The organism is Bacillus silvicola (assembly GCF_050524305.1).
Classification (GTDB): Bacteria; Bacillota; Bacilli; order Bacillales; family Bacillaceae_G; genus Bacillus_A; species Bacillus_A cereus_AT.
The window spans coordinates 700447-722265 of sequence record NZ_JBNGVC010000012.1 but is presented as its reverse complement, the minus strand read 5'-3'; the positions used below and the strand labels follow the sequence as shown (position 1 = coordinate 722265).

The window sequence follows — 21819 nt, the reverse complement described above, 5'->3', positions numbered from 1 at the left end:
ACGAGGTGAAGAAATGGCAAAACAAAAGCAAAGAGGGACGAAGGCAAAAGCAAGGCGTACGATAAAGCCAACTTTGTATTATGAAATCGTCGGGTTGACTCTTTTTGCACTTTCAATTATTACGATTTTACAGCTAGGTGTAGTAGGGAAATCGTTTGTGTTATTTTTTCGCTTCTTCTTTGGTGAGTGGTACATAATTGGTGTGTTAGGTGTAATAGCTTTATCTGTTGCGTTTGTTATAAAGCGTGGATGGCCAAACCTTTTAAATAAACGGCTAATAGGTGTTTATTTAATTGTATTAGCAATATTAATGTTTAGTCATATTACATTATTTAATCTTCTTACGAAAGATGGAGCTGTGCAAAATACTTCTGTAATTGTTAGTACAAAAGATTACTTCTTCCTTGAAATGAAAAAGGGCCCAGATAGTGTTCATTTAGGTGGTGGTATGTTCGGTGCGCTTATGTTCGCAACGTGTTATTTCTTATTTGACGAAGTAGGAGCATATATCATTGGAATTATTTTAGTTATACTCGGAATACTGTGTATAACAAATAAGCATATTGGAGAAGTACTTGCTCCTGTAGGGCGAATTCTTAGAAGTCAATTCGAAGTAATGCAAGGGGATTATAAAGATTGGAGATCTAAAAGGGTCGCTGAGCAAACTGAAAAGACAAAAACAACAAGAAGTAAGAGGCGTGAACGAGTTGCCGAACAAGAAGAGGCTATTGAGCCAGTAGAAGAGATAGAAATCGGACCGCCAATTATTTCAAATTTTACTGAGAATTATCCAGTAAGTGAAGAGACGGAAAAGCGGATAGAAGAAAATGAAAATGATTTAATCACTCCTCCGTTTATTGAAGAGACAGTTCCGGCTACACCAGAAGAGCACCCTCAAAAGAAACGAGGAGAAAAAATCGTTGAATCTCTAGAAGGTGAAACGAAAGCGCCTCCTATGCAATTTTCTAATGTGGAAAATAAAGATTATAAGCTTCCTTCGCTTGATATATTAAAGTTTCCAAAAAATAAGCAAGTTACAAATGAAAATGCGGAAATTTATGAAAATGCTCGTAAATTGGAACGTACATTCCAAAGTTTTGGTGTGAAAGCGAAAGTAACAAAAGTACATAGAGGTCCCGCAGTTACGAAGTATGAAGTGTATCCTGATATGGGAGTAAAAGTAAGCAAAATTGTTAGTTTAAGTGATGATTTAGCGCTTGCTTTAGCAGCGAAAGACATTCGTATTGAAGCACCTATTCCCGGGAAATCAGCTGTTGGGATTGAGGTTCCGAATTCAGAAGTTTCTATGGTAACGCTTAGAGAAGTTCTTGATTCAAAGGCGAATAACCATCCAGAAGAGAAGTTATTAATCGGTCTTGGACGTGATATTACAGGAGAGGCTGTATTGGCACGTTTAAATAAAATGCCCCATTTATTAGTAGCTGGTGCGACTGGTAGCGGAAAGAGTGTATGTATTAATGGAATTATTGTAAGTATTTTAATGCGTGCGAAACCGCATGAAGTAAAATTAATGATGATTGATCCGAAAATGGTAGAGTTAAATGTATATAACGGTGTTCCGCATTTATTAACGCCAGTTGTAACTGATCCGAAAAAAGCGTCACAGGCTTTGAAGAAAGTTGTGAGTGAAATGGAGCGTCGTTATGAATTATTCGCGCATAGCGGTACGCGTAACATTGAAGGGTATAACGATCATATTAAAGAGCATAATAGCCAATCGGAAGCGAAACAACCTGAATTACCATATATTGTAGTAATTGTGGACGAGTTAGCTGATTTAATGATGGTTGCTTCTTCTGATGTAGAAGATGCGATTATGCGTTTAGCTCAAATGGCACGTGCTGCTGGTATTCATTTAATTATTGCGACTCAGCGTCCGTCAGTTGATGTAATTACAGGTGTTATTAAAGCGAATATTCCATCGCGTATTGCATTTGCTGTATCTTCCCAAACAGACTCTCGAACGATTCTTGACGGTGGTGGTGCAGAGAAGCTGCTGGGGCGTGGAGATATGTTGTTCATACCAATTGGTGCATCGAAACCTGTTCGTGTACAAGGAGCATTTTTATCAGATGATGAAGTTGAGAGAGTCGTAGAATATGTTGTTGCGCAACAAAAAGCGCAATATCAAGAGGATATGATTCCGCAAGATGTTCCTGAAACAAAGCAGGAAGTAGAAGATGAATTATACGATGAAGCGATTCAACTTGTAGTAGAAATGCAAACAGCATCTGTGTCTATGTTACAACGTAGATTTAGAGTAGGATATACGCGAGCGGCTCGTTTAATCGATGCTATGGAAATGAATGGTGTAGTAGGTCCTTATGAAGGTAGTAAACCGAGGGAAGTACTCATTAAAGATGTGCAAGAAAAAAGTTCTTGAAAAAAAGCCTAATTGTTTTTACGATTAGGCTTTTTTATATGCTATTTTTGTTATATACTATAGTCAATATAAAAGAAAGGGCTTACATAACCGGGTGCTCTTTAGAATACGAATGCTTATTGTTTTGGTTTTCGAAACGTTCGATATTTAATGTAGAAAAATGTTGAATTCTGTTGACACATATGGGAGCAAGTGGTAAGATTACTTCGAAAAGAATCACTGCCTCATATAATCTTGGAGATAAGGTCCATAAGTTTCTACCTGGCAACCATGAATTGCTAGACTATGGGGGAAAAGTGTGTAACAAAGGATGTAAAGTATCTTTGTGCCGAACTTTTTCTCGATATGAGGAATGTTTATGGTGCAAAGTTTTTTTTATGGAATAAAGAGTGAAAATTTCATCTTGAAAAATTATTAATATTTGTTCGATAATTACACTTATTTTTAGTATTTAGTAATTATGCTGTGTTATAAGTTGAAAAAAGAGAAAAGAAGTCTTACATCAGAGGTCGAATAATTGAAATGCGGGGGAGTCTTATGTCAGTAAAATCCGATAGTCGTCACCTATATTTACGGGTGATTGATCACATCAAAGGAAAAATTAAAGATGGGGCTTATAAAGAAAAGCAAAAGTTACCTTCAGAGTTTGATCTAGCGAAAGAGCTTGGTGTAAGTAGGGCAACTTTAAGGGAAGCACTGCGTATTTTAGAAGAAGAAAATGTTGTCATTCGTAGACATGGTGTAGGGACGTTTGTAAATGCGAAGCCGTTATTTTCTTCTGGAATAGAGCAACTTTCTAGTATTACAGATATGATTTCTAGTGTGGGGAAAACACCAGGAACAATCTTTTTATCATCATCTACAACAACTTTAACAGAAGAAGAAAAAGAGAAGTTTAATTGTGAAGATGGCTTTAGTGCAGTAATGATCGAGCGTGTTCGTACAGCGGATGGGGAACCAGTTGTATATTGCATTGATAAACTGGCAAAAGAGATATTACCAGATTTATCGGGATACAATGAGGAATCGCTGCTTACAGTAATACATAATAATACGCACAAGCGAATCACATACGCAGTTGCTCACATTGAGCCGATAGGTTATCATCCGAAAATTTCACCGATTTTAGAATGTGAACCTGAAACGGCACTGCTAGTTTTAAAACAAATGCACTATGATCAAAATGATGAGCCAATCTTATATTCTATTAATTACTTTAGAGCTGATAAATTTAGCTTCCACGTATTAAGAAAACGTATGTAGGGAAGTTCCTTTTTAGGGAGGTGACAGCAAGAAGTAAGGGACAGCAGCGTATGAATCATTAGACAAAACATTTCAGGAGGGGTTTCTAGTATGAAGAAAAAAACAGGTCTTTTATTATCGTTAACATTAGCAGCAAGTACAGTGTTAGGTGCATGTGGTAACTCGGATAAAGCGGATAGTGACAAAAAAGGGGATAAAGAGTTTAAGGTTGGTATGGTTACAGATGTTGGGGGCGTTGATGACAAATCATTCAACCAATCAGCTTGGGAAGGTTTAACGAAATTTGGTAAAGACAACAATTTAAAGAAAAATGAAGGATACCGTTATCTTCAATCAAGTAAAGATGCAGACTATATCCCGAATTTAACGAAATTTGCGAAAGATAATTATAACACAACATTTGGTATTGGTTACTTAATGGAAAAATCAATTACAAAAGTAGCTGAACAGTATCCGAAAGAACAGTTTGCGATTGTAGATACAGTTGTGGATAAGCCAAACGTAACAAGTATTACATTTAAAGACCATGAAGGTTCATTCTTAGTTGGGGCTGTAGCAGCAATGACAACAAAATCAAATAAAGTAGGTTTTGTTGGTGGTGTGAAGAGTCCATTAATTACAAAATTCGAATCAGGTTTTAAAGCTGGTGCAAAAGCAGTAAATCCAAATATCGAAATTGTATCGCAATATGCTGATGCGTTTGATAAGCCAGAAAAAGGATCTGTATTAGCTTCAGCAATGTACGGTCAAGGTGTTGACGTAATTTATCACGCTTCAGGTGCAACTGGTAACGGTGTATTCACAGAAGCGAAAAACCGCAAGAAAAAAGGTGAAGACGTTTGGGTAATCGGTGTTGACCGTGACCAAAACCAAGAAGGTATGCCTGAAAATGTAACTTTAACTTCGATGGTAAAACGTGTTGATATTGCAGTTGCAAAAGTGGCACAAGAAGCGAAAGATGGTAAGTTAAAAGGAGGTAAAGTAGAAGAGTTTGGCTTAAAAGATGAAGGTGTCGGTATTGCGAAAACAACTGACAATGTGAAAAAAGTAAACCCAGAAATTTTAACAAAAGTAGAAGAATTTGAGAAGAAAATTACTGCTGGTGAAATTAAAGTACCTGCGACAGATGAGGAATATAAAGCATACGAAGCTTCTCTAAAGAAATAATGATAGAGAAATAGCAAAGGTTAGTTCTTAGAACTAACCTTTGTATATATAAAATTACTTTTAATAGAGTGTAATTGGGGAGTGTTCCCTGCTAGAAGGAGGAACAAAATGGAATACGTAATTGAGATGAACAATATTACAAAAGTATTCCCAGGCATTGTGGCGAATGATGATATTACGCTGCAAGTAAAACAGGGAGAAATACATGCTTTACTTGGAGAAAATGGTGCAGGGAAATCAACGCTAATGAATGTACTGTTCGGTTTGTATCAACCAGAACAGGGAGAGATTAAAATTAAAGGGAAACCTGTAAAAATTACAAATCCGAACATAGCAAATGACCTTGGAATTGGGATGGTCCATCAGCATTTTATGCTTGTTCATAATTTTACAGTTACAGAGAATATTATTCTAGGAAATGAGCCGAAGAGAAAAGGGAAAATCGCTGTTGAAGAGGCTGCAAAAGAAATTAAACAATTATCTGAACAGTACGGTTTAGCTGTTGATCCATATGCAAAGATTGAAGATATTTCGGTTGGGATGCAGCAAAGGGTTGAAATATTAAAGACACTTTATCGTGGTGCGGAGATTTTAATATTTGATGAACCTACTGCGGTGTTAACCCCTCAAGAAATTAATGAATTGATTCAAATTATGAAAAAACTTGTACAAGAAGGGAAATCTATCGTTCTTATTACACATAAGTTGAAAGAAATTATGGAAGTTTGCGATCGTTGTACAATTATTCGTAAAGGTAAAGGGATTGGTACAGTTGACGTTGCGAAAATGGATGAACATAAACTTGCAGAATTAATGGTCGGACGTCAAGTGAATTTTAAAACAGAAAAAATAGTGGCCAAACCGAAAGAAGAGGTTCTGTCTGTTGCGAATCTTGTCGTTCATGATGCACGCCAATTACCTGCTGTAAAAGGCCTTGACTTAACTGTTCGTGCAGGAGAAATTGTTGGGATTGCAGGGATTGATGGAAATGGACAAAGTGAATTAATAGAGGCGATTACTGGTTTACGAAAAGTTGAGTCAGGTTCTATTGCAATTAAAGGAAAAGAAATAACGAATTGGCCTGTTCGAAGAATTACAGAGGAAGGAATTGGTCATATTCCAGAAGACCGTCATAAACACGGGCTAGTGCTTGATTTTTCTGTTAAAGACAATATAGTTTTGCAAACGTACTATAAAAATCCATTTTCAAAGAAGGGGATTTTAAACTTTAGTAAAATCACAGAGAAAGCAAAGGCGCTTATTGAACAGTTTGATGTACGTACGCCTAGCGAACAAACATTAGCGCGTGCTCTATCAGGTGGAAATCAGCAGAAGGCTATCATTGCACGTGAAGTAGATCGTAATCCAGATTTATTAATTGCAGCGCAACCAACACGTGGTTTAGATGTAGGTGCGATTGAATTTATTCATAAGAAGTTAATCGAGCAGAGAGATAATGGGAAAGCGGTATTACTTCTATCGTTAGAACTGGATGAAATTTTAAATGTTAGCGATCGAGTTGCTGTTATATATGAAGGGAAAATTGTAGCGATTGTCGATGCAAAAGAAACAAATGAACAACAGCTTGGTTTGTTGATGGCTGGCGGAACGGAGAAAGAGAAGGTGAATACAAATGGCTAAAAAATTTTTAACGGAGCGAACAATTAATATTTTAGTTCCCGTATTATCCGTTATTTTTGGTTTACTTGTTGGTGCCATTGTAATGTTAGTTAGTGGATATGATCCAATTGTTGGGTATGCAGCGCTTTGGGAAGGAATGGTTGGGAATCCGCAAGCGATTGGTGAAACGTTACGTACGATGATTCCGCTTGTGTTAGCAGGACTTTCCGTGGCATTTGCATTTCGTACCGGTCTTTTTAACATTGGGGTAGAAGGACAATTATTAGTTGGGTGGCTTGCCGCTGTTTGGTTTGGTTATGCAGTATCGCTACCGGCATTTTTGCATATTCCATTATCTATTTTAGTAGCCGCGATTGCTGGTGGTTTATGGGGTTTTATACCTGGATATTTAAAAGGAAAGCTTAAAGTAAATGAAGTAATTGTAACAATTATGATGAACTACATTGCGCTTTATGTTACGTATGACCTTATTAAACGTTTTATACATGAAGGTAACGAGAAATCTTATGATGTACAGGCGAGTGCTTCATTAGCTTCTGATTGGCTATCTTCATTGACAGATGGATCTCGTTTGCACTGGGGAATTGTTGTAGCTATTATAATTGCTATTGTAATGTGGTTCTTGTTAGATAGAACTACGTTAGGATATGAGTTGAAATCGGTTGGTTTTAACCAAAATGCATCGCAATATGCAGGGATGAAAGTCTCTCGTAATGTTGTATTATCAATGACAATTGCTGGTGCTTTTGCTGGAATTGGTGGGGCAATGGAAGGTCTAGGAACATTCCAAAGTATGACAGCAATGACGTCGTTTACTGGTATTGGATTCGATGGGATTGCGGTAGCTCTTCTTGGAGGAAATAATCCGTTTGGTATATTATTATCGGCTTTACTGTTCGGTGGTTTGAAAAGTGCAGCCCCGCAAATGAATTTTGAAGCAGATGTACCTTCTGAGTTAATTAATGTTATTATCGCATGCATTATTTTCTTTGTTGCTTGCAGTTATGTTTTACGCTGGGCACTTACACGCATGAGCAAGGAGGGGAAATAAATGAGCTTTATTGATATTTTAGCCATTCTTGTGACTGGTACGTTATATACGGCAGCGCCACTTATTTTTACGGCGTTAGGTGGGGTGTTCAGTGAACGTTCTGGAGTTGTAAATATAGCGTTAGAAGGTTTAATGTTATTTGGTGCATTTACTGGTATCGTTACAACGTTATTAATGGGTGATACGTGGGGAGCGATGACTCCTTGGATTGCACTATTATTTGCAGCAATTGGTAGTGGGTTATTTGCACTTCTTCACGCAGTAGCATCTATTACATTCCGTGCGGATCAAGTAGTAAGTGGAGTAGCGATTAACTTTTTGGCTCTCGGTTTAACTGTATTTGCGATTAAGAAAATCTTTGGTAAAGGACAAACTGATTTTATTCAATACCGTATTGAAAAAATTGATGTTCCAGGACTTTCAGATATTCCGGTAATCGGGAAAATCTTTTTCTCAAATGTACCGTTAACATCATATATTGCTATTATTTTAGCTTTTGTTGTCTGGTACATTATTTATAAAACGCCGTTCGGTCTTCGTCTTCGTGCAGTTGGTGAACATCCAATGGCAGCAGATACGATGGGGATTAATGTATATAAAATGCGCTATATTGCAGTTTGTATATCTGGAATGTTTGCAGGAGTGGGTGGTGCGGTCTTCGCAATGTCGATTTCTGGTAACTTCTCAGGTGCTACAATTACTGGACAAGGTTTCTTAGCATTAGCAGCTATGATTTTCGGTAAGTGGAATCCACTAGGCGCCCTTGGAGCAGCTCTATTCTTTGGATTTGCTCAATCACTTGGGATAACAGGTGGTACAATTCCTGTATTAAAAGAAATTCCAAGTGTATTCTTAACGATATTACCGTATGTATTTACAATATTAGCACTTGTTGGTTTTGTGGGCCGATCTGAAGCTCCGAAAGCATTAGGAACGCCTTATGAAAAAGGAAAACGATGAGTATTTAGAAAGTATAAGAAAAGCTCGCACATTAGTGCGGGCTTTTTTACATAGAATATATTTAATACGGAAATTTACTATGTTCCTTACATATTAAAGTTTTTAGAAAGACTCAAATGTAAGCATAATAAGGAAGAAAAGTTGATTTTTTATTTCTAAAAACTGTATATTGAAGAGGAATATTCCTACATACGTAAAGGAGGGCTATTAATGAAACTAATGGAACAGCAACTACATGAATTAGGTGGCTTGCGAGTACATATTATTCCGACTGATAAATATAAAACAAATACCTTTGTATTTCGTTTTAAAGCACCTTTAAATGAGGAGACGGTGACAGAGCGTGCCCTATTGCCATACGTATTGCAAAGTGCGACAGAAAAACTGCCTTCTGTAATTCGTCTTCGTCAATATTTAGAAGAATTATATGGATCTTCTTTAGCGGTAGATGTAAGTAAAAAAGGGGAAGACCATATCATCTCTATTTATGTAGATATCGCAAATGAAGTATATTTACATGATGCACCACCGTTATTTGAAAAAGCGCTTTCTATGTTATCAGATATTGTTTTACATCCAGCAACAGAGGGGAATAGTTTCCTACCTTCTATCGTAGAAAGTGAAAAAAGAGCGCTCTTGCAGCGAATTGAAGCTACTTATGATGATAAAATGCGCTATGCAAACGAGCGTTTAATCGAAGAAATGTGCAAAGTAGAACCGTATCGATTAAGTGCAAATGGAAAAAAAGAGAGTGTTGCTTCTATTACAAATGAAAGTCTATATCAATATTATCAAAAAGTGTTAGCAGAAGATGAAATGGATCTATATATTATTGGTGATATTTCAGAAAGTGCAGTTGACCTTGTAAGTAAGTATTTTTCTATTTCAGCGCGTCCTGTGAGAGAAAGAAATGTACTCCTTCATAAGCGAAATAATGAAGAAAAAGAAGTTGTTGAAAAACAAGAATTAAAACAAAGCAAATTACACATCGGTTATCGTACGTTTGTCACATATAAAGATGAAGATTATTTCGCACTGCAATTGTTCAATGGGTTATTTGGAGGCTTTTCTCATTCGAAGCTATTCGTAAATGTGCGTGAAAAAAATAGTTTAGCGTACTATGCAGCATCACGCTTTGAAAGTCATAAAGGCTTGTTGTTTGTTATGTCAGGAATCGAAGCGAAAAATTATGAAAAAGCAGTTGAAATTATAAAAGAACAAATGCTAGCGATGCAAAATGGTGATTTTTCTGAAGAAGAGATGCATCAAACAAAAAGTGTCATTCAAAATCAAGTATTAGAGGCAATTGATACACCGCGTGGATTTGTGGAAATGCTATATCATGGCGTTATTTCAGATCGTACACGTCCAGTTGAAGAATGGCTTACGGGTATAGAAAGTGTGACGAAAGAAGAGATTGTGAAAGTTGCTAAAAATATTGAACTAGATACAATTTACTTTTTACATGGAACGGAGGGAGAATAGATGGAGAAAATTGTGTATGAGCAATTAAAAGAGACACTATATTATGAAAAACTTCCGAATGGTTTAGATGTATACATTTTACCGAAACAAGGATTTAATAAAACATTTGCGACATTTACGACGAAGTACGGTTCTGTTGATAATACGTTTGTCCCACTTGGAAAAGAAGAAATGACTCGTGTGCCAGATGGGATTGCTCATTTTCTTGAGCATAAATTGTTCGAAAAGGAGGACCATGACGCATTTCAATTGTTTAGTAAACAAGGTGCTTCAGCAAATGCTTTTACGTCCTTTACGAGAACTGCTTACCTTTTTTCTTGTACATCAAATGTAGAGCGAAATTTAAATACGTTGTTAAATTTTGTTCAAGAACCGTATTTCTCGGAAAAAACGGTTGAAAAAGAAAAAGGTATTATCGGCCAAGAAATTCAAATGTACCAAGATAATCCAGATTGGCGTTTATATTTTGGATTAATCGATAGCTTGTTTGTGAAACATCCAATTAAAATTGATATTGCAGGGACGATTGAGTCTATTAGTAAAATTACAAAAGACCTATTGTATGAGTGTTATGAGACTTTTTACCATCCAAGCAATATGTTATTGTTTGTTGTTGGAGCGATTGATCCTGAAAAAACAATGGATTTAGTTCGTGAAAATCAAGAGAAAAAAGATTACGAAAACCAACCGGAAATCGTTCGTTCTTTTGAAGAGGAACCAGAAGAAGTAAATGAAAAGAAAAAGATTATTTTAATGCCTGTTCAAACTCCAAAATGTTTAGTCGGTATTAAAGCAACGAATTTACAAGAAAAAGGGAAAGCCCTTTTAAAACAAGAAATTGCGCTTACGTTACTTTTAGATTATTTATTTGGAAAAAGTTCTGTTCATTACGAAGCTTTATATAATGAAGCGCTTATTGATGATTCGTTCTCATATGACTATACGGAAGAGAATAACTTCGGTTTTGCAATGGTTGGCGGTGATACGAAGCAACCTGATGAATTGGAAGAGCGTTTGAAAGGTATTTTATTAAACACAAATTATGATCAATTAGATGAGGCAGCATTAGAACGAGTAAAGAAAAAGAAAATTGGTGGTTTTTTACGATCGTTGAATTCACCGGAATATATTGCAAATCAATTTACACGATATGCGTTTAATGAATCTAGCTTGTTTGATGCATTGACTGTATTAGAAGGTCTAACTGTTCAAGATTTACAAGAAGTAGCAAAATTATTATTATCAGAAGAAAAAATGAGTGTTTGTCAAGTTTTACCGAAAAAATAAAAGGTTTCATAATAATACCCTCATCTTATCATTGATAAATTATAAGATGAGGGTATTATTTAGTTGTATGAAAAATGAGCTTGTAGAGATAAGAGAGGGAAATTATGAAAAAATATGCATTAGTAACTGGAGGGAGCGGAGGAATCGGCTCTGCTATTTCAAAACAATTAATTCAGGATGGATATACAGTATATGTTCATTACAATAACAGTGAAGAGAAGGTAAATGAGTTACAGAAGGAATGGGCTGAAGTGATTCCTGTTCAAGCAAATTTAGCTTCTAGTGATGGAGCAGAGCAGTTGTGGGGACAAATTAAACATCCCATTGATGTTATCGTATACGCAGCTGGGAAGAGTATCTTTGGGCTAGTAACAGATGTAACAAACGATGAATTGGATTATATGGTGGAACTTCAAGTGAAGAGCATCTATAAACTACTATCAATGGCACTTCCGCCAATGATTCAGCGAAAAAGCGGTAACATTGTACTTATTTCGTCTATATGGGGACAAATCGGCGCATCATGTGAAGTGCTTTACTCAATGGTAAAAGGTGCGCAAAATTCTTATGTAAAAGCTTTAGCAAAAGAAGTTTCATTAAGTGGATTACGTGTTAATGCAGTATCACCAGGAGCAATTGAAACGGAAATGTTAAGTGTATTTTCAGAAGAGGATAAGAATGAAATTGCTGAAGAGATTCCATTAGGTAGATTGGGATTACCAGAAGAGGTAGCAAAAACGGTATCATTCCTCGTATCACCAGGAGCATCTTACATAACTGGACAAATTATTGGAGTGAATGGCGGTTGGCATTGTTAAAAATTTCTTACATAAAAAATAAAAAAATGTACAAATTAAGCATGATTCTATTACTAAGTAGTGAGGTGCTTAAACATGTCAGTGTTAGATAATTTTGATCAGTGGAAGAGCTTTTTAGGAGAACGTTTAGAACAAGCGGGAGGAAAAGGGCTTGATGGTGGTGCCGTATCAGATATGGCATTTCGTGTTGGTGATTATTTAGCAAATGAAGTAGAAGCGCGCAACGATCAAGAAAAATTATTGTCTGAGCTTTGGAAAGTTGCTGATGAACAAGAGCAACATACGATCGCAAATTTAATGGTGAAGTTTGTACAACATAAGTAAAAGTAGAGAGGAGAAACTCCTCTCTACTTTTTTTGTATAATAATTAAGAGGGATAGATTATACATTTAGCTTCCCTATTAAGGTGAAATCATATAATATAGTACGTAGGTGTAAAGTAAGCGTGGGGGAGTGATCTTGGATGATTGAATGGTATTTTGAATATGAAATACATAAAAACCGACCTGGCTTACTTGGTGACGTTTCTTCGTTAATCGGTATGCTTGGCATCAATATTGTCACAATTAATGGTGTAGATAATGCACGACGTGGACTTCTACTTATGTGTGATAATCAAGAGCAAATCTCTAGACTTGAATCAATTCTAAATACGATGGATAATATAACGGTAACGAAATATCGTCCGCCAAAGCTTAGAGATAAGCTAGCAGTTAGACATGGTAGGTACATACAACGAGATGCAGATGATAAGAAGACATTTCGATTTGTACGTGATGAATTAGGCTTACTTGTAGACTTTATGGCGGAGATAATGAAAAAAGAAGGTCATAAGCTAATTGGGATACGAGGAATGCCTCGTGTCGGAAAAACAGAATCCATTGTTGCCGCAAGTGTTTGTGCAAATAAGAGATGGCTATTCGTATCATCGACTCTTATTAAGCAAACTGTTCGTAGCCAATTGATTGAAGATGAGTATAGCGACGATAATATTTTCATACTAGATGGAATTGTATCAACAAAGCGTGCAAATGAAAGACATTGGCAGCTTGTTCGTGAAATCATGAGGTTGCCTGCAACGAAAGTTGTGGAACATCCAGATGTATTTGTGAGTCAGTCGGAATACACATTGGATGATTTTGATTATATTATCGAATTGCGTAACGATTATGATGAAGAAATTCAATATAATTTAGTAGATGAAATTGAGCAAGGTACGCAAAATAATTTCTCTATGTTTGACTTTTAAAGAAATATTGAGGTGTTAGTAGTGACGGAATTAGGACAAAAGCTGACAGAAGCAAGAGAAGCGAAAGGCTTGTCTATTGATCAGCTGCATGAAATTACAAAAATTCAAAAACGCCATTTAGTAGCGATTGAAGAAGGCAATTATGATGTATTGCCAGGGGCTTTTTATGCGCGTGCATTCATTAAACAACACGCAGATGCGGTTGGGTTAAATGGAGAGGAACTGCTTGTAGAATATCAGAGTACGATACCACAATCTGAAAAACACGATGTTCCACAAGTATCAACTGGACAGAAAACACAAGAAACAATGCAAAAATCTTCATCATGGCCAATTGCAGATCATATGCCAAAAATTTTGATTGCGTTATTAGTAATTGCATTTGGAGTGGTAGTCTGGTTTGTTATTCAAGCGTTAACTGGAAAAGATGATAGGCACGTTCCAAATGCTCAAAGTGAGAAAATTGAAGTTCAAAAAGCAAAAAATTCTCCGCTAGATACGAAGAAAGATGAAGAGAAAGCGGAAGAACCAAAAAAAGAAGAGCCAAAGAAAGAAGAGCCAAAGAAAGAGGAACAACCAGCACAACCAACTGGACAGCAAGAGATAAAAGTAGTTGGAACAACTGGTAAGGTATCTACTTTGGAAATTCATAATAATAAAACATTAGAACTGGAAATATCGGGTAAAGGTGCGAGTTATGTAGATGTTAAAGATGATGCGGGTAACGAAATTCTAAACACTACAGTACAAGGTGGTCAAACAGAAAAACGTGATTTATCAACAGTAAAAGAAGTGCGACTTAATATCGGAAGTGCACCGAATGTTGAAATTAAACTGAATGGCCAAGTGGTTGCTTTCCCATTGGATCCAGAAAAAGAATATCACCAAAGATTGGTGATAAAAAACCAAGGGATAGGGCAACCTGCACAATAACAGTCATCGCTTCGATGACTTTTTTCAATGAACAAATGTTTTTGATATGATGGAGGAATAGCTGTGAATTTACCAAATAAAATTACAATATCTAGAATCTTCTTAATTCCAATTTTTATGGTAATTATGTTAGCGCCCTTTGAGTGGGGCTCATTAATAATTGGTGATGTAGAGTTACCAATTCAACATTTAGTAGGGGCACTTATCTTTATTATTGCTTCGGCTACAGATTGGATTGATGGACATTATGCAAGAAAGTATAATCTTGTAACGAATTTAGGGAAATTCCTTGACCCGTTAGCGGATAAATTACTTGTTTCGGCAGCACTTATCACATTGGTAGAAATGCAATATGTACCTGCTTGGATCGTTATTGTAATTATAAGCCGTGAGTTTGCAGTAACAGGTTTACGCCTTGTACTTGCTGGGACAGGGGAAGTAGTGGCAGCAAATCAGTTAGGGAAAATTAAGACATGGACACAAATTATTGCGATTGCAGCGTATTTATTACACGATGTACCTTTAAATTTAATCCATATCCCAGTTGCTGATATTTTCATATGGATTGCATTAATCTTTACTGTTATTTCAGGATGGGATTATTTCTGGAAAAATAGGGCTGCTTTTGTAAACTCAAAATAGAAGTTTTATGGGGGAATTGGGATGAATGCTGAGATTATTGCGGTTGGAACTGAATTGTTACTTGGACAAATTGCAAATACAAATGCCCAGTTTTTATCTGAAAAGTTAGCTTCAATTGGAATAAATGTGTACTATCATACTGTTGTGGGTGATAATAACAAGCGATTACAAAAGGCAATTGAATTGGCTGAAGAGCGCGCTGATATGCTTATTTTTACGGGCGGATTAGGGCCGACAAAAGACGATTTGACGAAAGAAACAATAGCGTCTAGCTTAGGTGAAGAGCTTGTGTATGATGAAACAGCATTAACATCTATAAGCGATTATTTTAAGCGTACAGGCCGTGAATTTACGGAAAATAATAAAAAGCAGGCGCTCGTTCTAAGTGGATCGACTGTGTTTGCGAATGATCACGGTATGGCGCCTGGCATGGGGTTAAATAAAAACGGAAAAGTTTATATTTTATTACCAGGGCCACCAAAAGAAATGAAGCCGATGTATGTAAGTTACGTAGAGCCTTTTTTACGTAACTTTACAACAGGGGAAAATATTTATTCTCGCGTTCTTCGCTTTTTCGGTATTGGGGAATCTCAATTAGAGGTAAAAGTTCAAGATTTAATTGATGGACAAACGAACCCGACCATTGCACCACTCGCAAATGATGGAGAAGTGACATTACGTTTAACTGCAAAACATCATGATGCGAATGAGGCGGAGAAACTAATTCAACATGTGGAAAATTTGATTTTAGAAAGAGTAGGAGAATTTTTCTATGGATATGACCAAGATTTTCTTCATTACAAGGCAATAGAGTTATTGAAGGAAAAAGGGTTAACTTTAGCATGTGCAGAAAGTTTAACAGGCGGTCTCTTTGGAAATCAAGTAACAGAAAATGCGGGTGTTTCGTCTGTGTTTAAAGGCGGTGTCGTTTGTTATCAAAATGAAGTAAAGCAACAAATTTTACATGTACCTGAAGAAGTGTTACGTACTGACGGCGCGGTTAGTAAACAATGTGCTCGTTATCTTGCTGAAAATGTAAAGGAACTGTTAAAGGCAGATATCGGAATTAGTTTTACTGGGGTGGCAGGACCTGATGCTTCAGAGTATAAAGAACCAGGAACAGTATTTGTTGGATTGGCGATTAAGGATGAACCGACTGAAGTCTTCCCTCTTAATTTAAGTGGAAGTCGTCAACAAATTAGAGAGCGCTCTACAAAATATGGGTTTTATCATTTATACAAAAAACTAGAAGAGATATAAGTTTCTTCTGGTTTTTTTTTTTTTGTGGGAAAATCTAGTTTGATTCGATATAAAATAAAAAAATCGAATAAATGTTCGATTTTTGTTGGCAAATTGAATTGAAAATAGGTATAATAAGATTAGCAGTTCAGTTAAGGAGGAGTTATGAATGAGTGATCGTCAAGCGGCATTAGATATGGCGTTAAAACAAATAGAGAAGCAATTCGGTAAAGGTTCAATTATGAAATTAGGAGAACAAGCGGAGCGTAGAATTTCTACAATTTCAAGTGGTTCTTTAGCACTAGATGTGGCACTAGGGGTAGGCGGATACCCACGTGGCCGTATTATTGAAATTTACGGACCTGAAAGTTCAGGTAAAACAACAGTTTCATTACATGCAATCGCGGAAGTACAGCGACAAGGTGGACAAGCAGCATTTATCGATGCGGAGCATGCGATGGATCCTGTTTATGCACAAAAATTAGGTGTTAACATCGATGAATTACTATTATCACAGCCTGATACAGGGGAGCAAGGACTAGAAATCGCAGAAGCACTTGTACGAAGTGGCGCGGTTGATATTATCGTAATTGACTCTGTAGCAGCTCTTGTACCGAAAGCTGAGATCGAAGGGGACATGGGTGACTCTCACGTTGGTTTACAAGCACGTTTAATGTCACAAGCACTTCGTAAACTTTCAGGTGCAATCAACAAATCAAAAACAATCGCAATCTTTATCAACCAAATTCGTGAAAAAGTTGGGGTTATGTTCGGAAACCCAGAAACAACTCCAGGTGGTCGTGCGTTGAAATTCTATTCAACTGTCCGTCTTGAAGTGCGTCGTGCTGAGCAGTTAAAACAAGGTAACGACATCGTTGGTAATAAAACGAAAGTAAAAGTAGTTAAAAATAAAGTAGCACCACCATTCCGTGTTGCTGAAGTTGATATTATGTACGGAGAAGGTATTTCAAGAGAAGGTGAAATCTTAGATATGGCTTCTGAACTTGATATCGTGCAAAAGAGTGGTGCTTGGTACTCTTATAATGAAGAACGCTTAGGACAAGGTCGTGAGAATTCGAAGCAATTCTTAAAAGAGAATACGGATTTAAGAGAGGAAATTGCCTTCTTTGTTCGTGAACATCATGGAATTGGTGAAGACTCTGGTGTTGAAGACACGGAAGATTCAACCCTTTAAGATTAAAAATAAAAGACACGGAATCGTGTCTTTTATTTTTAAATTCGCTATGAAAGCGTTGTATATAGTTGGAGATAAAATATTTATTCTATCCAAAAGGCTATGTATAAAGAGGAATATTCATATATTTTACGTGAAGACAATGGGATTTACTAAGGTTTTCCAGGATAATATGCTACCTACTTTTCGAATTCAGATAAGATTCAGGGCTGAAGGTAAAGAAAGTAAAAGTAGACAACGCTTGACAATGAAAATTGCGATAGATACAATGAGAATGTATATTTTTTCTTATATACGATATACTCTTCTCAAGAAGAGAAGTAATATTCGGAGTAAGACTTAAATCTTGCCGAAATAATAATATGACATTTTAATTGTGAAATGAAGAAAGTCCCTTAAAAAAGCGGGACGACGGTCTTTGCTGTACGTTGCTATTCAATGTACATGCCGACAGTCTTTTTTCATTCATAGCAAGGGGAGGTGAAATCATGAGTAGTACAGTTTGGATACTCATCTCCATTTTGCTTGCAACAACAGTCGGTGCAGTTGTTGGCTTTTTTGTTCGAAAGTCTATTGCTGAAGCGAAGATTAATGGTGCAACTAATGAAGCGAAACGTATTCTAGACGAAGCGAATCGTGAGGCAGAAGCACTTAAGAAAGAAGCGCTTTTAGAAGCAAAGGATGAAATTCATACACTTCGTACAGAAGCTGAATTAGAAATTCGTGACCGTAGAAGCGAATTACAAAAACAAGAAAATCGTTTAATGCAAAGAGAAGAGAACCTTGATCGTAAAGACGAAACGCTCGATAAGCGCGAGCAACAGTTGGAAAAGAAAGAGGATTCTCTTGTAGCGAAACAACAACAGATTGAAGAGTTGGAAAGCAAAGTGGGAGAGTTAGTTCAAAAGCAACAAACAGAATTAGAGCGCATTTCCAATCTGACACGCGAACAAGCGAAAGCAATTATTCTTGGTAAAGTAGAAAGTGAAGTTTCTCATGAAATTGCCGTTATGGTAAAAGAAAGTGAAGTTCGTGCGAAAGAAGAAGCGGATAAGAAAGCAAAAGAGATTTTATCTCTTGCAATGCAAAGATGTGCAGCTGATCATGTTGCTGAAACAACCGTTTCGGTTGTAAATCTTCCAAACGACGAAATGAAAGGACGTATTATCGGACGTGAAGGTCGTAATATTCGTACGCTAGAAACGTTAACAGGTATTGACCTTATTATCGATGATACGCCAGAAGCGGTAATTCTATCTGGATTTGACCCGATTCGTCGTGAAACAGCTCGTATCGCTCTTGATAAACTAGTACAAGACGGACGTATTCACCCAGCGCGTATTGAAGAGATGGTCGAAAAATCAAGACGTGAAGTGGACGAGTATATTCGTGAAGTCGGAGAGCAAACAACGTTTGAAGTGGGTGTTCATGGCTTACATCCAGATTTAATTAAGATTTTAGGTCGTTTAAAATACCGTACAAGTTACGGACAAAACGTCTTAAAACACTCTATGGAAGTTGCATATTTAACTGGACTTATGGCAGCGGAGCTTGGTGAGGATGAAAAACTAGCAAGACGTGCTGGTCTATTACATGATATCGGAAAAGCAATTGATCATGAAGTAGAAGGTAGCCACGTTGAAATTGGTGTTGAACTCGCAACGAAATATAAAGAGCACCCTGTTGTAATAAACAGTATCGCATCTCACCATGGTGACACAGAACCAACTTCTATCATTGCAGTTCTAGTTGCAGCAGCAGATGCATTATCAGCTGCAAGACCGGGAGCTCGTAGTGAAACACTTGAGAACTACATTCGTCGTCTTGAAAAGTTAGAAGAAATTTCAGAGTCTTATGAAGGCGTAGAAAAATCTTTCGCAATTCAAGCAGGACGTGAAGTTCGTATTCTGGTAAAACCGGATACAATTGATGATTTAGAAGCTCATCGTTTAGCTCGTGATATTCGAAAACGTATTGAAAATGAACTGGATTATCCAGGACATATTAAAGTTACTGTTATTCGTGAAACACGTGCAGTGGAATACGCAAAATAAAGTGGTGAAATACCACTTTATTTTTTTGTGTTGGAATTGGGTAAAATAAAGAAAATTATTTATGAGAAGTATGCAAGTGAAAGAAACTTATAATAGGTAAAATTTTAATATTATAAGGAAATTGCTTGTTAGAGTAAGGCAATAAAAAATGTAGTACATAGAAAGGGTAAGACATATGAGAATATTATTTGTTGGGGATGTAGTAGGATCTCCTGGTAGAGACATGATTCAACAGTACGTACCGGCATTAAAGAAAAAATATACACCTACAGTAACAATCATTAATGGAGAAAATGCTGCGGGTGGACGTGGAATTACGGAAAAAATATATCGAAACTTTTTGGAGTGCGGGGCACAGGCAGTTACGCTTGGAAACCATGCTTGGGATAATCGTGAAGTATTTGAATTTATTGATGATGCTAAATATCTTGCAAGACCAGCTAACTTCCCAGAAGGAACGCCAGGAAAAGGTCTTATCTTTGTGAACTGTAACGGAACAGAAGTTGCGGTAATTAACTTACAAGGACGTACTTTCCTTCCTCCAATTGATTGTCCATTCCGTAAAGTGGATGAATTAATCAATATTGCAAAAAAACGTACGAATATTATCTTTGTTGATTTTCATGCTGAAACAACAAGTGAGAAGCAGGCGTTAGGTTGGTACGTAGATGGTCGTGCTACAGCTGTAGTAGGTACACATACACACGTTCCTACAGCTGATAATCGTATTTTACCAAGCGGAACAGCTTATATTACAGATGTTGGTATGACAGGACCGTATGATGGTATTTTAGGCATGGATCGCGAAGCGGTATTGAAGAAGTTTTTAACGAACTTACCAGTACGTTTTGAAGTAACGAATGGCAGAACGCAATTAAGTGCAGTTTTAATCGATGTGGATCCAAATACAGGGAAAGCGAAGAAAATTGAACGCATTTTAATTAATGATGATCAGCCGTTTTTTGAGTAATTTTTAACGAAAAGTTAGAGAAGTCATTATATTTTAATTTTTTAGAAAAATTACAGAAATTTAGCAGGAATACGTGCCATTCCTCGTGAATATAAGTTAAAGTGAAATAATTGCTATTACTTTTTATAAAAACGAGGAGGAAACGCGGAATGGAAATATTAAAAGTTAAAGCAACGTCGGTCCCTAATTCTGTAGCTGGTGCACTTGCAGGTGTTATTCGCGAACGCGGAACAGCAGAAATTCAAGCTATTGGTGCAGGTGCATTGAACCAAGCGGTAAAGGCAGTAGCAATTGCAAGAGGATTTGTAGCGCCTAGTGGCTTGGATCTGATTTGTATCCCAGCGTTTACAGATATTATGATTGATGGCGAAGAGCGTACAGCAATAAAATTAATTGTAGAACCTCGTTAAGTTGAAACAACCTGTTTGCATGTATGCAAACAGGTTGTTTTTATAGTGGAGGAATGAATATGAAAATTTTTGATGCTCATTGCGATGTACTCTTTCAGTTATGGAGTGCAAAGGGAAAAAAAGACTTTCAAAACGATTCACAATTACATATTACATTTGAACAATTAAAGAAAAGAAAAGGAAGTATACAATGCTTTGCGATATATGTACCAGAAACAGTAGCGTATGAAAAGCGCTTTGAAGTTGCACTGCAAATGATAGATATTTTTCATAGTGAAATTCTATCGCTACCAGGAATGAAGTTTATTCAGACAAAAAACGATATTAACATGCTAAAACAGGACGAGACTGGAGCGTTATTAACATTAGAAGGATGCGAAGCGATTGGAAAAGAAGCGATGAGATTACGTTTGTTTTATCGCTTAGGTGTACGTTCCTTTGGATTAACATGGAACTATGCTAATTTATTAGCTGATGGGGCGCTAGAGACACGTGGTGCAGGCTTAACTACATTTGGTAGACAAGTTGTACAAGAACTTAATATGTTAGATTTATGGACCGATGTGTCTCATTTAAATGAAAGAAGCTTTTGGGATGTTATAGATATAGCTAAAAACCCAATTGCATCTCACTCAAACTGTTATCAACTTTGTGGGCATCCACGCAATTTAACCGATGAACAAATAAGAGCTCTCATAAAGAAAAATAGCATTATTGGTATTACATTCGTACCGCAGTTTTTAACGAATGAAAGACAAGCGAATATAGCAGATATATTAAGACATGTGGAATATATTTGTTCATTAGGTGGAGAAAAAAATATAGGATTCGGTTCGGATTTTGATGGGATTTTAGAAACTGTTGTAGGTGTAGAAGCATACAGGGATTATGAAAATATAATTAATCACCTGTGTAAAAAGTATAGTGAATCAACTGTAGATCGATTTTTGTATAAAAATTTTGTTGACTGTGTAACGTTCTAAAGATTGCGTTTTAAAAATTCAGAAAAATTAAAATAAATTCACTTGAATTTATTGATTTTTTTAAGACC

19 protein-coding genes and 1 riboswitch are annotated in these 21819 nt (G+C 36.6%); all 19 genes read left to right on the top strand.

Going from position 1 to position 21819, the window contains the following annotated elements:
* The first annotated feature begins 13 nt into the window (after window positions 1-13).
* The 19 genes from ACP6L7_RS15490 to ACP6L7_RS15400 all read left to right on the top strand — a co-directional run bounded on the left by ACP6L7_RS15490 (window position 14) and on the right by ACP6L7_RS15400 (window position 21751).
* Window positions 14-2404: a DNA translocase FtsK gene (locus tag ACP6L7_RS15490; protein ID WP_097830982.1), complete on the top strand. Its 2391-nt coding sequence runs from the start codon at window positions 14-16 to the stop codon at window positions 2402-2404.
* Between the two features lie 204 nt (window positions 2405-2608).
* Window positions 2609-2710, top strand: a riboswitch (purine riboswitch).
* Window positions 2711-2941: 231 nt separating this feature from the next.
* Window positions 2942-3667: a GntR family transcriptional regulator gene (locus ACP6L7_RS15485; RefSeq protein WP_002121705.1), complete on the top strand. Its 726-nt coding sequence runs from the start codon at window positions 2942-2944 to the stop codon at window positions 3665-3667.
* 90 nt (window positions 3668-3757) lie between these two features.
* The gene (locus ACP6L7_RS15480; protein WP_097830983.1) at window positions 3758-4834 is read left to right on the top strand and encodes a BMP family lipoprotein; all 1077 of its coding nucleotides are present in this window, start codon (window positions 3758-3760) and stop codon (window positions 4832-4834) included.
* A gap of 108 nt (window positions 4835-4942) precedes the next feature.
* Window positions 4943-6475, top strand: coding sequence for an ABC transporter ATP-binding protein (locus tag ACP6L7_RS15475; protein ID WP_097830984.1), 1533 nt, complete (start codon window positions 4943-4945; stop codon window positions 6473-6475).
* Window positions 6468-7526, top strand: coding sequence for an ABC transporter permease (locus ACP6L7_RS15470; protein ID WP_001074493.1), 1059 nt, complete (start codon window positions 6468-6470; stop codon window positions 7524-7526). Before ACP6L7_RS15475 ends, ACP6L7_RS15470 begins: the two co-directional genes overlap by 8 nt.
* Entirely contained in the window at window positions 7527-8486 is a 960-nt protein-coding gene (locus tag ACP6L7_RS15465) for an ABC transporter permease (protein WP_000008059.1), read from the top strand.
* Between the two features lie 210 nt (window positions 8487-8696).
* Window positions 8697-9971: an EF-P 5-aminopentanol modification-associated protein YfmF gene (gene yfmF, locus ACP6L7_RS15460; RefSeq protein ID WP_097830985.1), complete on the top strand. Its 1275-nt coding sequence runs from the start codon at window positions 8697-8699 to the stop codon at window positions 9969-9971.
* The gene (yfmH, locus tag ACP6L7_RS15455; protein WP_097830986.1) at window positions 9972-11258 is read left to right on the top strand and encodes an EF-P 5-aminopentanol modification-associated protein YfmH; all 1287 of its coding nucleotides are present in this window, start codon (window positions 9972-9974) and stop codon (window positions 11256-11258) included.
* A gap of 104 nt (window positions 11259-11362) precedes the next feature.
* Entirely contained in the window at window positions 11363-12076 is a 714-nt protein-coding gene (ymfI, locus tag ACP6L7_RS15450) for an elongation factor P 5-aminopentanone reductase (protein ID WP_097830987.1), read from the top strand.
* 75 nt (window positions 12077-12151) lie between these two features.
* Complete coding sequence (locus ACP6L7_RS15445; RefSeq protein ID WP_000114449.1) at window positions 12152-12400, top strand: DUF3243 domain-containing protein; 249 nt, start codon at window positions 12152-12154, stop codon at window positions 12398-12400.
* Window positions 12401-12539: 139 nt separating this feature from the next.
* On the top strand, window positions 12540-13325 hold the full coding sequence (locus ACP6L7_RS15440) for a DUF3388 domain-containing protein (RefSeq protein ID WP_000574107.1): 786 nt from the start codon (window positions 12540-12542) through the stop codon (window positions 13323-13325).
* A 21-nt stretch (window positions 13326-13346) separates the two neighbouring features.
* Window positions 13347-14258: a helix-turn-helix domain-containing protein gene (locus ACP6L7_RS15435; RefSeq protein WP_097830988.1), complete on the top strand. Its 912-nt coding sequence runs from the start codon at window positions 13347-13349 to the stop codon at window positions 14256-14258.
* 63 nt (window positions 14259-14321) lie between these two features.
* On the top strand, window positions 14322-14900 hold the full coding sequence (pgsA, locus tag ACP6L7_RS15430; protein WP_097830989.1) for a CDP-diacylglycerol--glycerol-3-phosphate 3-phosphatidyltransferase: 579 nt from the start codon (window positions 14322-14324) through the stop codon (window positions 14898-14900).
* 21 nt (window positions 14901-14921) lie between these two features.
* Window positions 14922-16160, top strand: a complete 1239-nt coding sequence (locus ACP6L7_RS15425) for a competence/damage-inducible protein A (RefSeq protein ID WP_097830990.1) — start codon at window positions 14922-14924, stop codon at window positions 16158-16160.
* Window positions 16161-16308: 148 nt separating this feature from the next.
* The gene (gene recA / locus ACP6L7_RS15420; RefSeq protein WP_097830991.1) at window positions 16309-17334 is read left to right on the top strand and encodes a recombinase RecA; all 1026 of its coding nucleotides are present in this window, start codon (window positions 16309-16311) and stop codon (window positions 17332-17334) included.
* Between the two features lie 488 nt (window positions 17335-17822).
* Window positions 17823-19388, top strand: coding sequence for a ribonuclease Y (gene rny, locus ACP6L7_RS15415; protein ID WP_071746754.1), 1566 nt, complete (start codon window positions 17823-17825; stop codon window positions 19386-19388).
* A 175-nt stretch (window positions 19389-19563) separates the two neighbouring features.
* Complete coding sequence (locus tag ACP6L7_RS15410; RefSeq protein ID WP_001221088.1) at window positions 19564-20358, top strand: TIGR00282 family metallophosphoesterase; 795 nt, start codon at window positions 19564-19566, stop codon at window positions 20356-20358.
* A 149-nt stretch (window positions 20359-20507) separates the two neighbouring features.
* Window positions 20508-20768, top strand: a complete 261-nt coding sequence (spoVS, locus tag ACP6L7_RS15405; protein ID WP_000404341.1) for a stage V sporulation protein SpoVS — start codon at window positions 20508-20510, stop codon at window positions 20766-20768.
* Window positions 20769-20827: 59 nt separating this feature from the next.
* Window positions 20828-21751 (top strand): dipeptidase, encoded by a 924-nt coding sequence (locus ACP6L7_RS15400; RefSeq protein ID WP_097830993.1) that lies wholly within the window; start codon window positions 20828-20830, stop codon window positions 21749-21751.
* Window positions 21752-21819 lie beyond the last annotated feature (68 nt).

Excerpts from the sequence above, each read along its gene's own strand:
- ACP6L7_RS15490 (WP_097830982.1), top strand. The coding sequence starts at position 14 with ATGGCAAAACAAAAGCAAAGAGGGACGAAGGCAAAAGCAAGGCGTACG.
- ACP6L7_RS15485 (WP_002121705.1), top strand. The coding sequence starts at position 2,942 with ATGTCAGTAAAATCCGATAGTCGTCACCTATATTTACGGGTGATTGAT.
- ACP6L7_RS15480 (WP_097830983.1), top strand. The coding sequence starts at position 3,758 with ATGAAGAAAAAAACAGGTCTTTTATTATCGTTAACATTAGCAGCAAGT.
- ACP6L7_RS15475 (WP_097830984.1), top strand. The coding sequence starts at position 4,943 with ATGGAATACGTAATTGAGATGAACAATATTACAAAAGTATTCCCAGGC.
- ACP6L7_RS15470 (WP_001074493.1), top strand. The coding sequence starts at position 6,468 with ATGGCTAAAAAATTTTTAACGGAGCGAACAATTAATATTTTAGTTCCC.
- ACP6L7_RS15465 (WP_000008059.1), top strand. The coding sequence starts at position 7,527 with ATGAGCTTTATTGATATTTTAGCCATTCTTGTGACTGGTACGTTATAT.
- yfmF (WP_097830985.1), top strand. The coding sequence starts at position 8,697 with ATGAAACTAATGGAACAGCAACTACATGAATTAGGTGGCTTGCGAGTA.
- yfmH (WP_097830986.1), top strand. The coding sequence starts at position 9,972 with ATGGAGAAAATTGTGTATGAGCAATTAAAAGAGACACTATATTATGAA.
- ymfI (WP_097830987.1), top strand. The coding sequence starts at position 11,363 with ATGAAAAAATATGCATTAGTAACTGGAGGGAGCGGAGGAATCGGCTCT.
- ACP6L7_RS15445 (WP_000114449.1), top strand. The coding sequence starts at position 12,152 with ATGTCAGTGTTAGATAATTTTGATCAGTGGAAGAGCTTTTTAGGAGAA.
- ACP6L7_RS15440 (WP_000574107.1), top strand. The coding sequence starts at position 12,540 with ATGATTGAATGGTATTTTGAATATGAAATACATAAAAACCGACCTGGC.
- ACP6L7_RS15425 (WP_097830990.1), top strand. The coding sequence starts at position 14,922 with ATGAATGCTGAGATTATTGCGGTTGGAACTGAATTGTTACTTGGACAA.
- recA (WP_097830991.1), top strand. The coding sequence starts at position 16,309 with ATGAGTGATCGTCAAGCGGCATTAGATATGGCGTTAAAACAAATAGAG.
- rny (WP_071746754.1), top strand. The coding sequence starts at position 17,823 with ATGAGTAGTACAGTTTGGATACTCATCTCCATTTTGCTTGCAACAACA.
- ACP6L7_RS15410 (WP_001221088.1), top strand. The coding sequence starts at position 19,564 with ATGAGAATATTATTTGTTGGGGATGTAGTAGGATCTCCTGGTAGAGAC.
- spoVS (WP_000404341.1), top strand. The coding sequence starts at position 20,508 with ATGGAAATATTAAAAGTTAAAGCAACGTCGGTCCCTAATTCTGTAGCT.
- ACP6L7_RS15400 (WP_097830993.1), top strand. The coding sequence starts at position 20,828 with ATGAAAATTTTTGATGCTCATTGCGATGTACTCTTTCAGTTATGGAGT.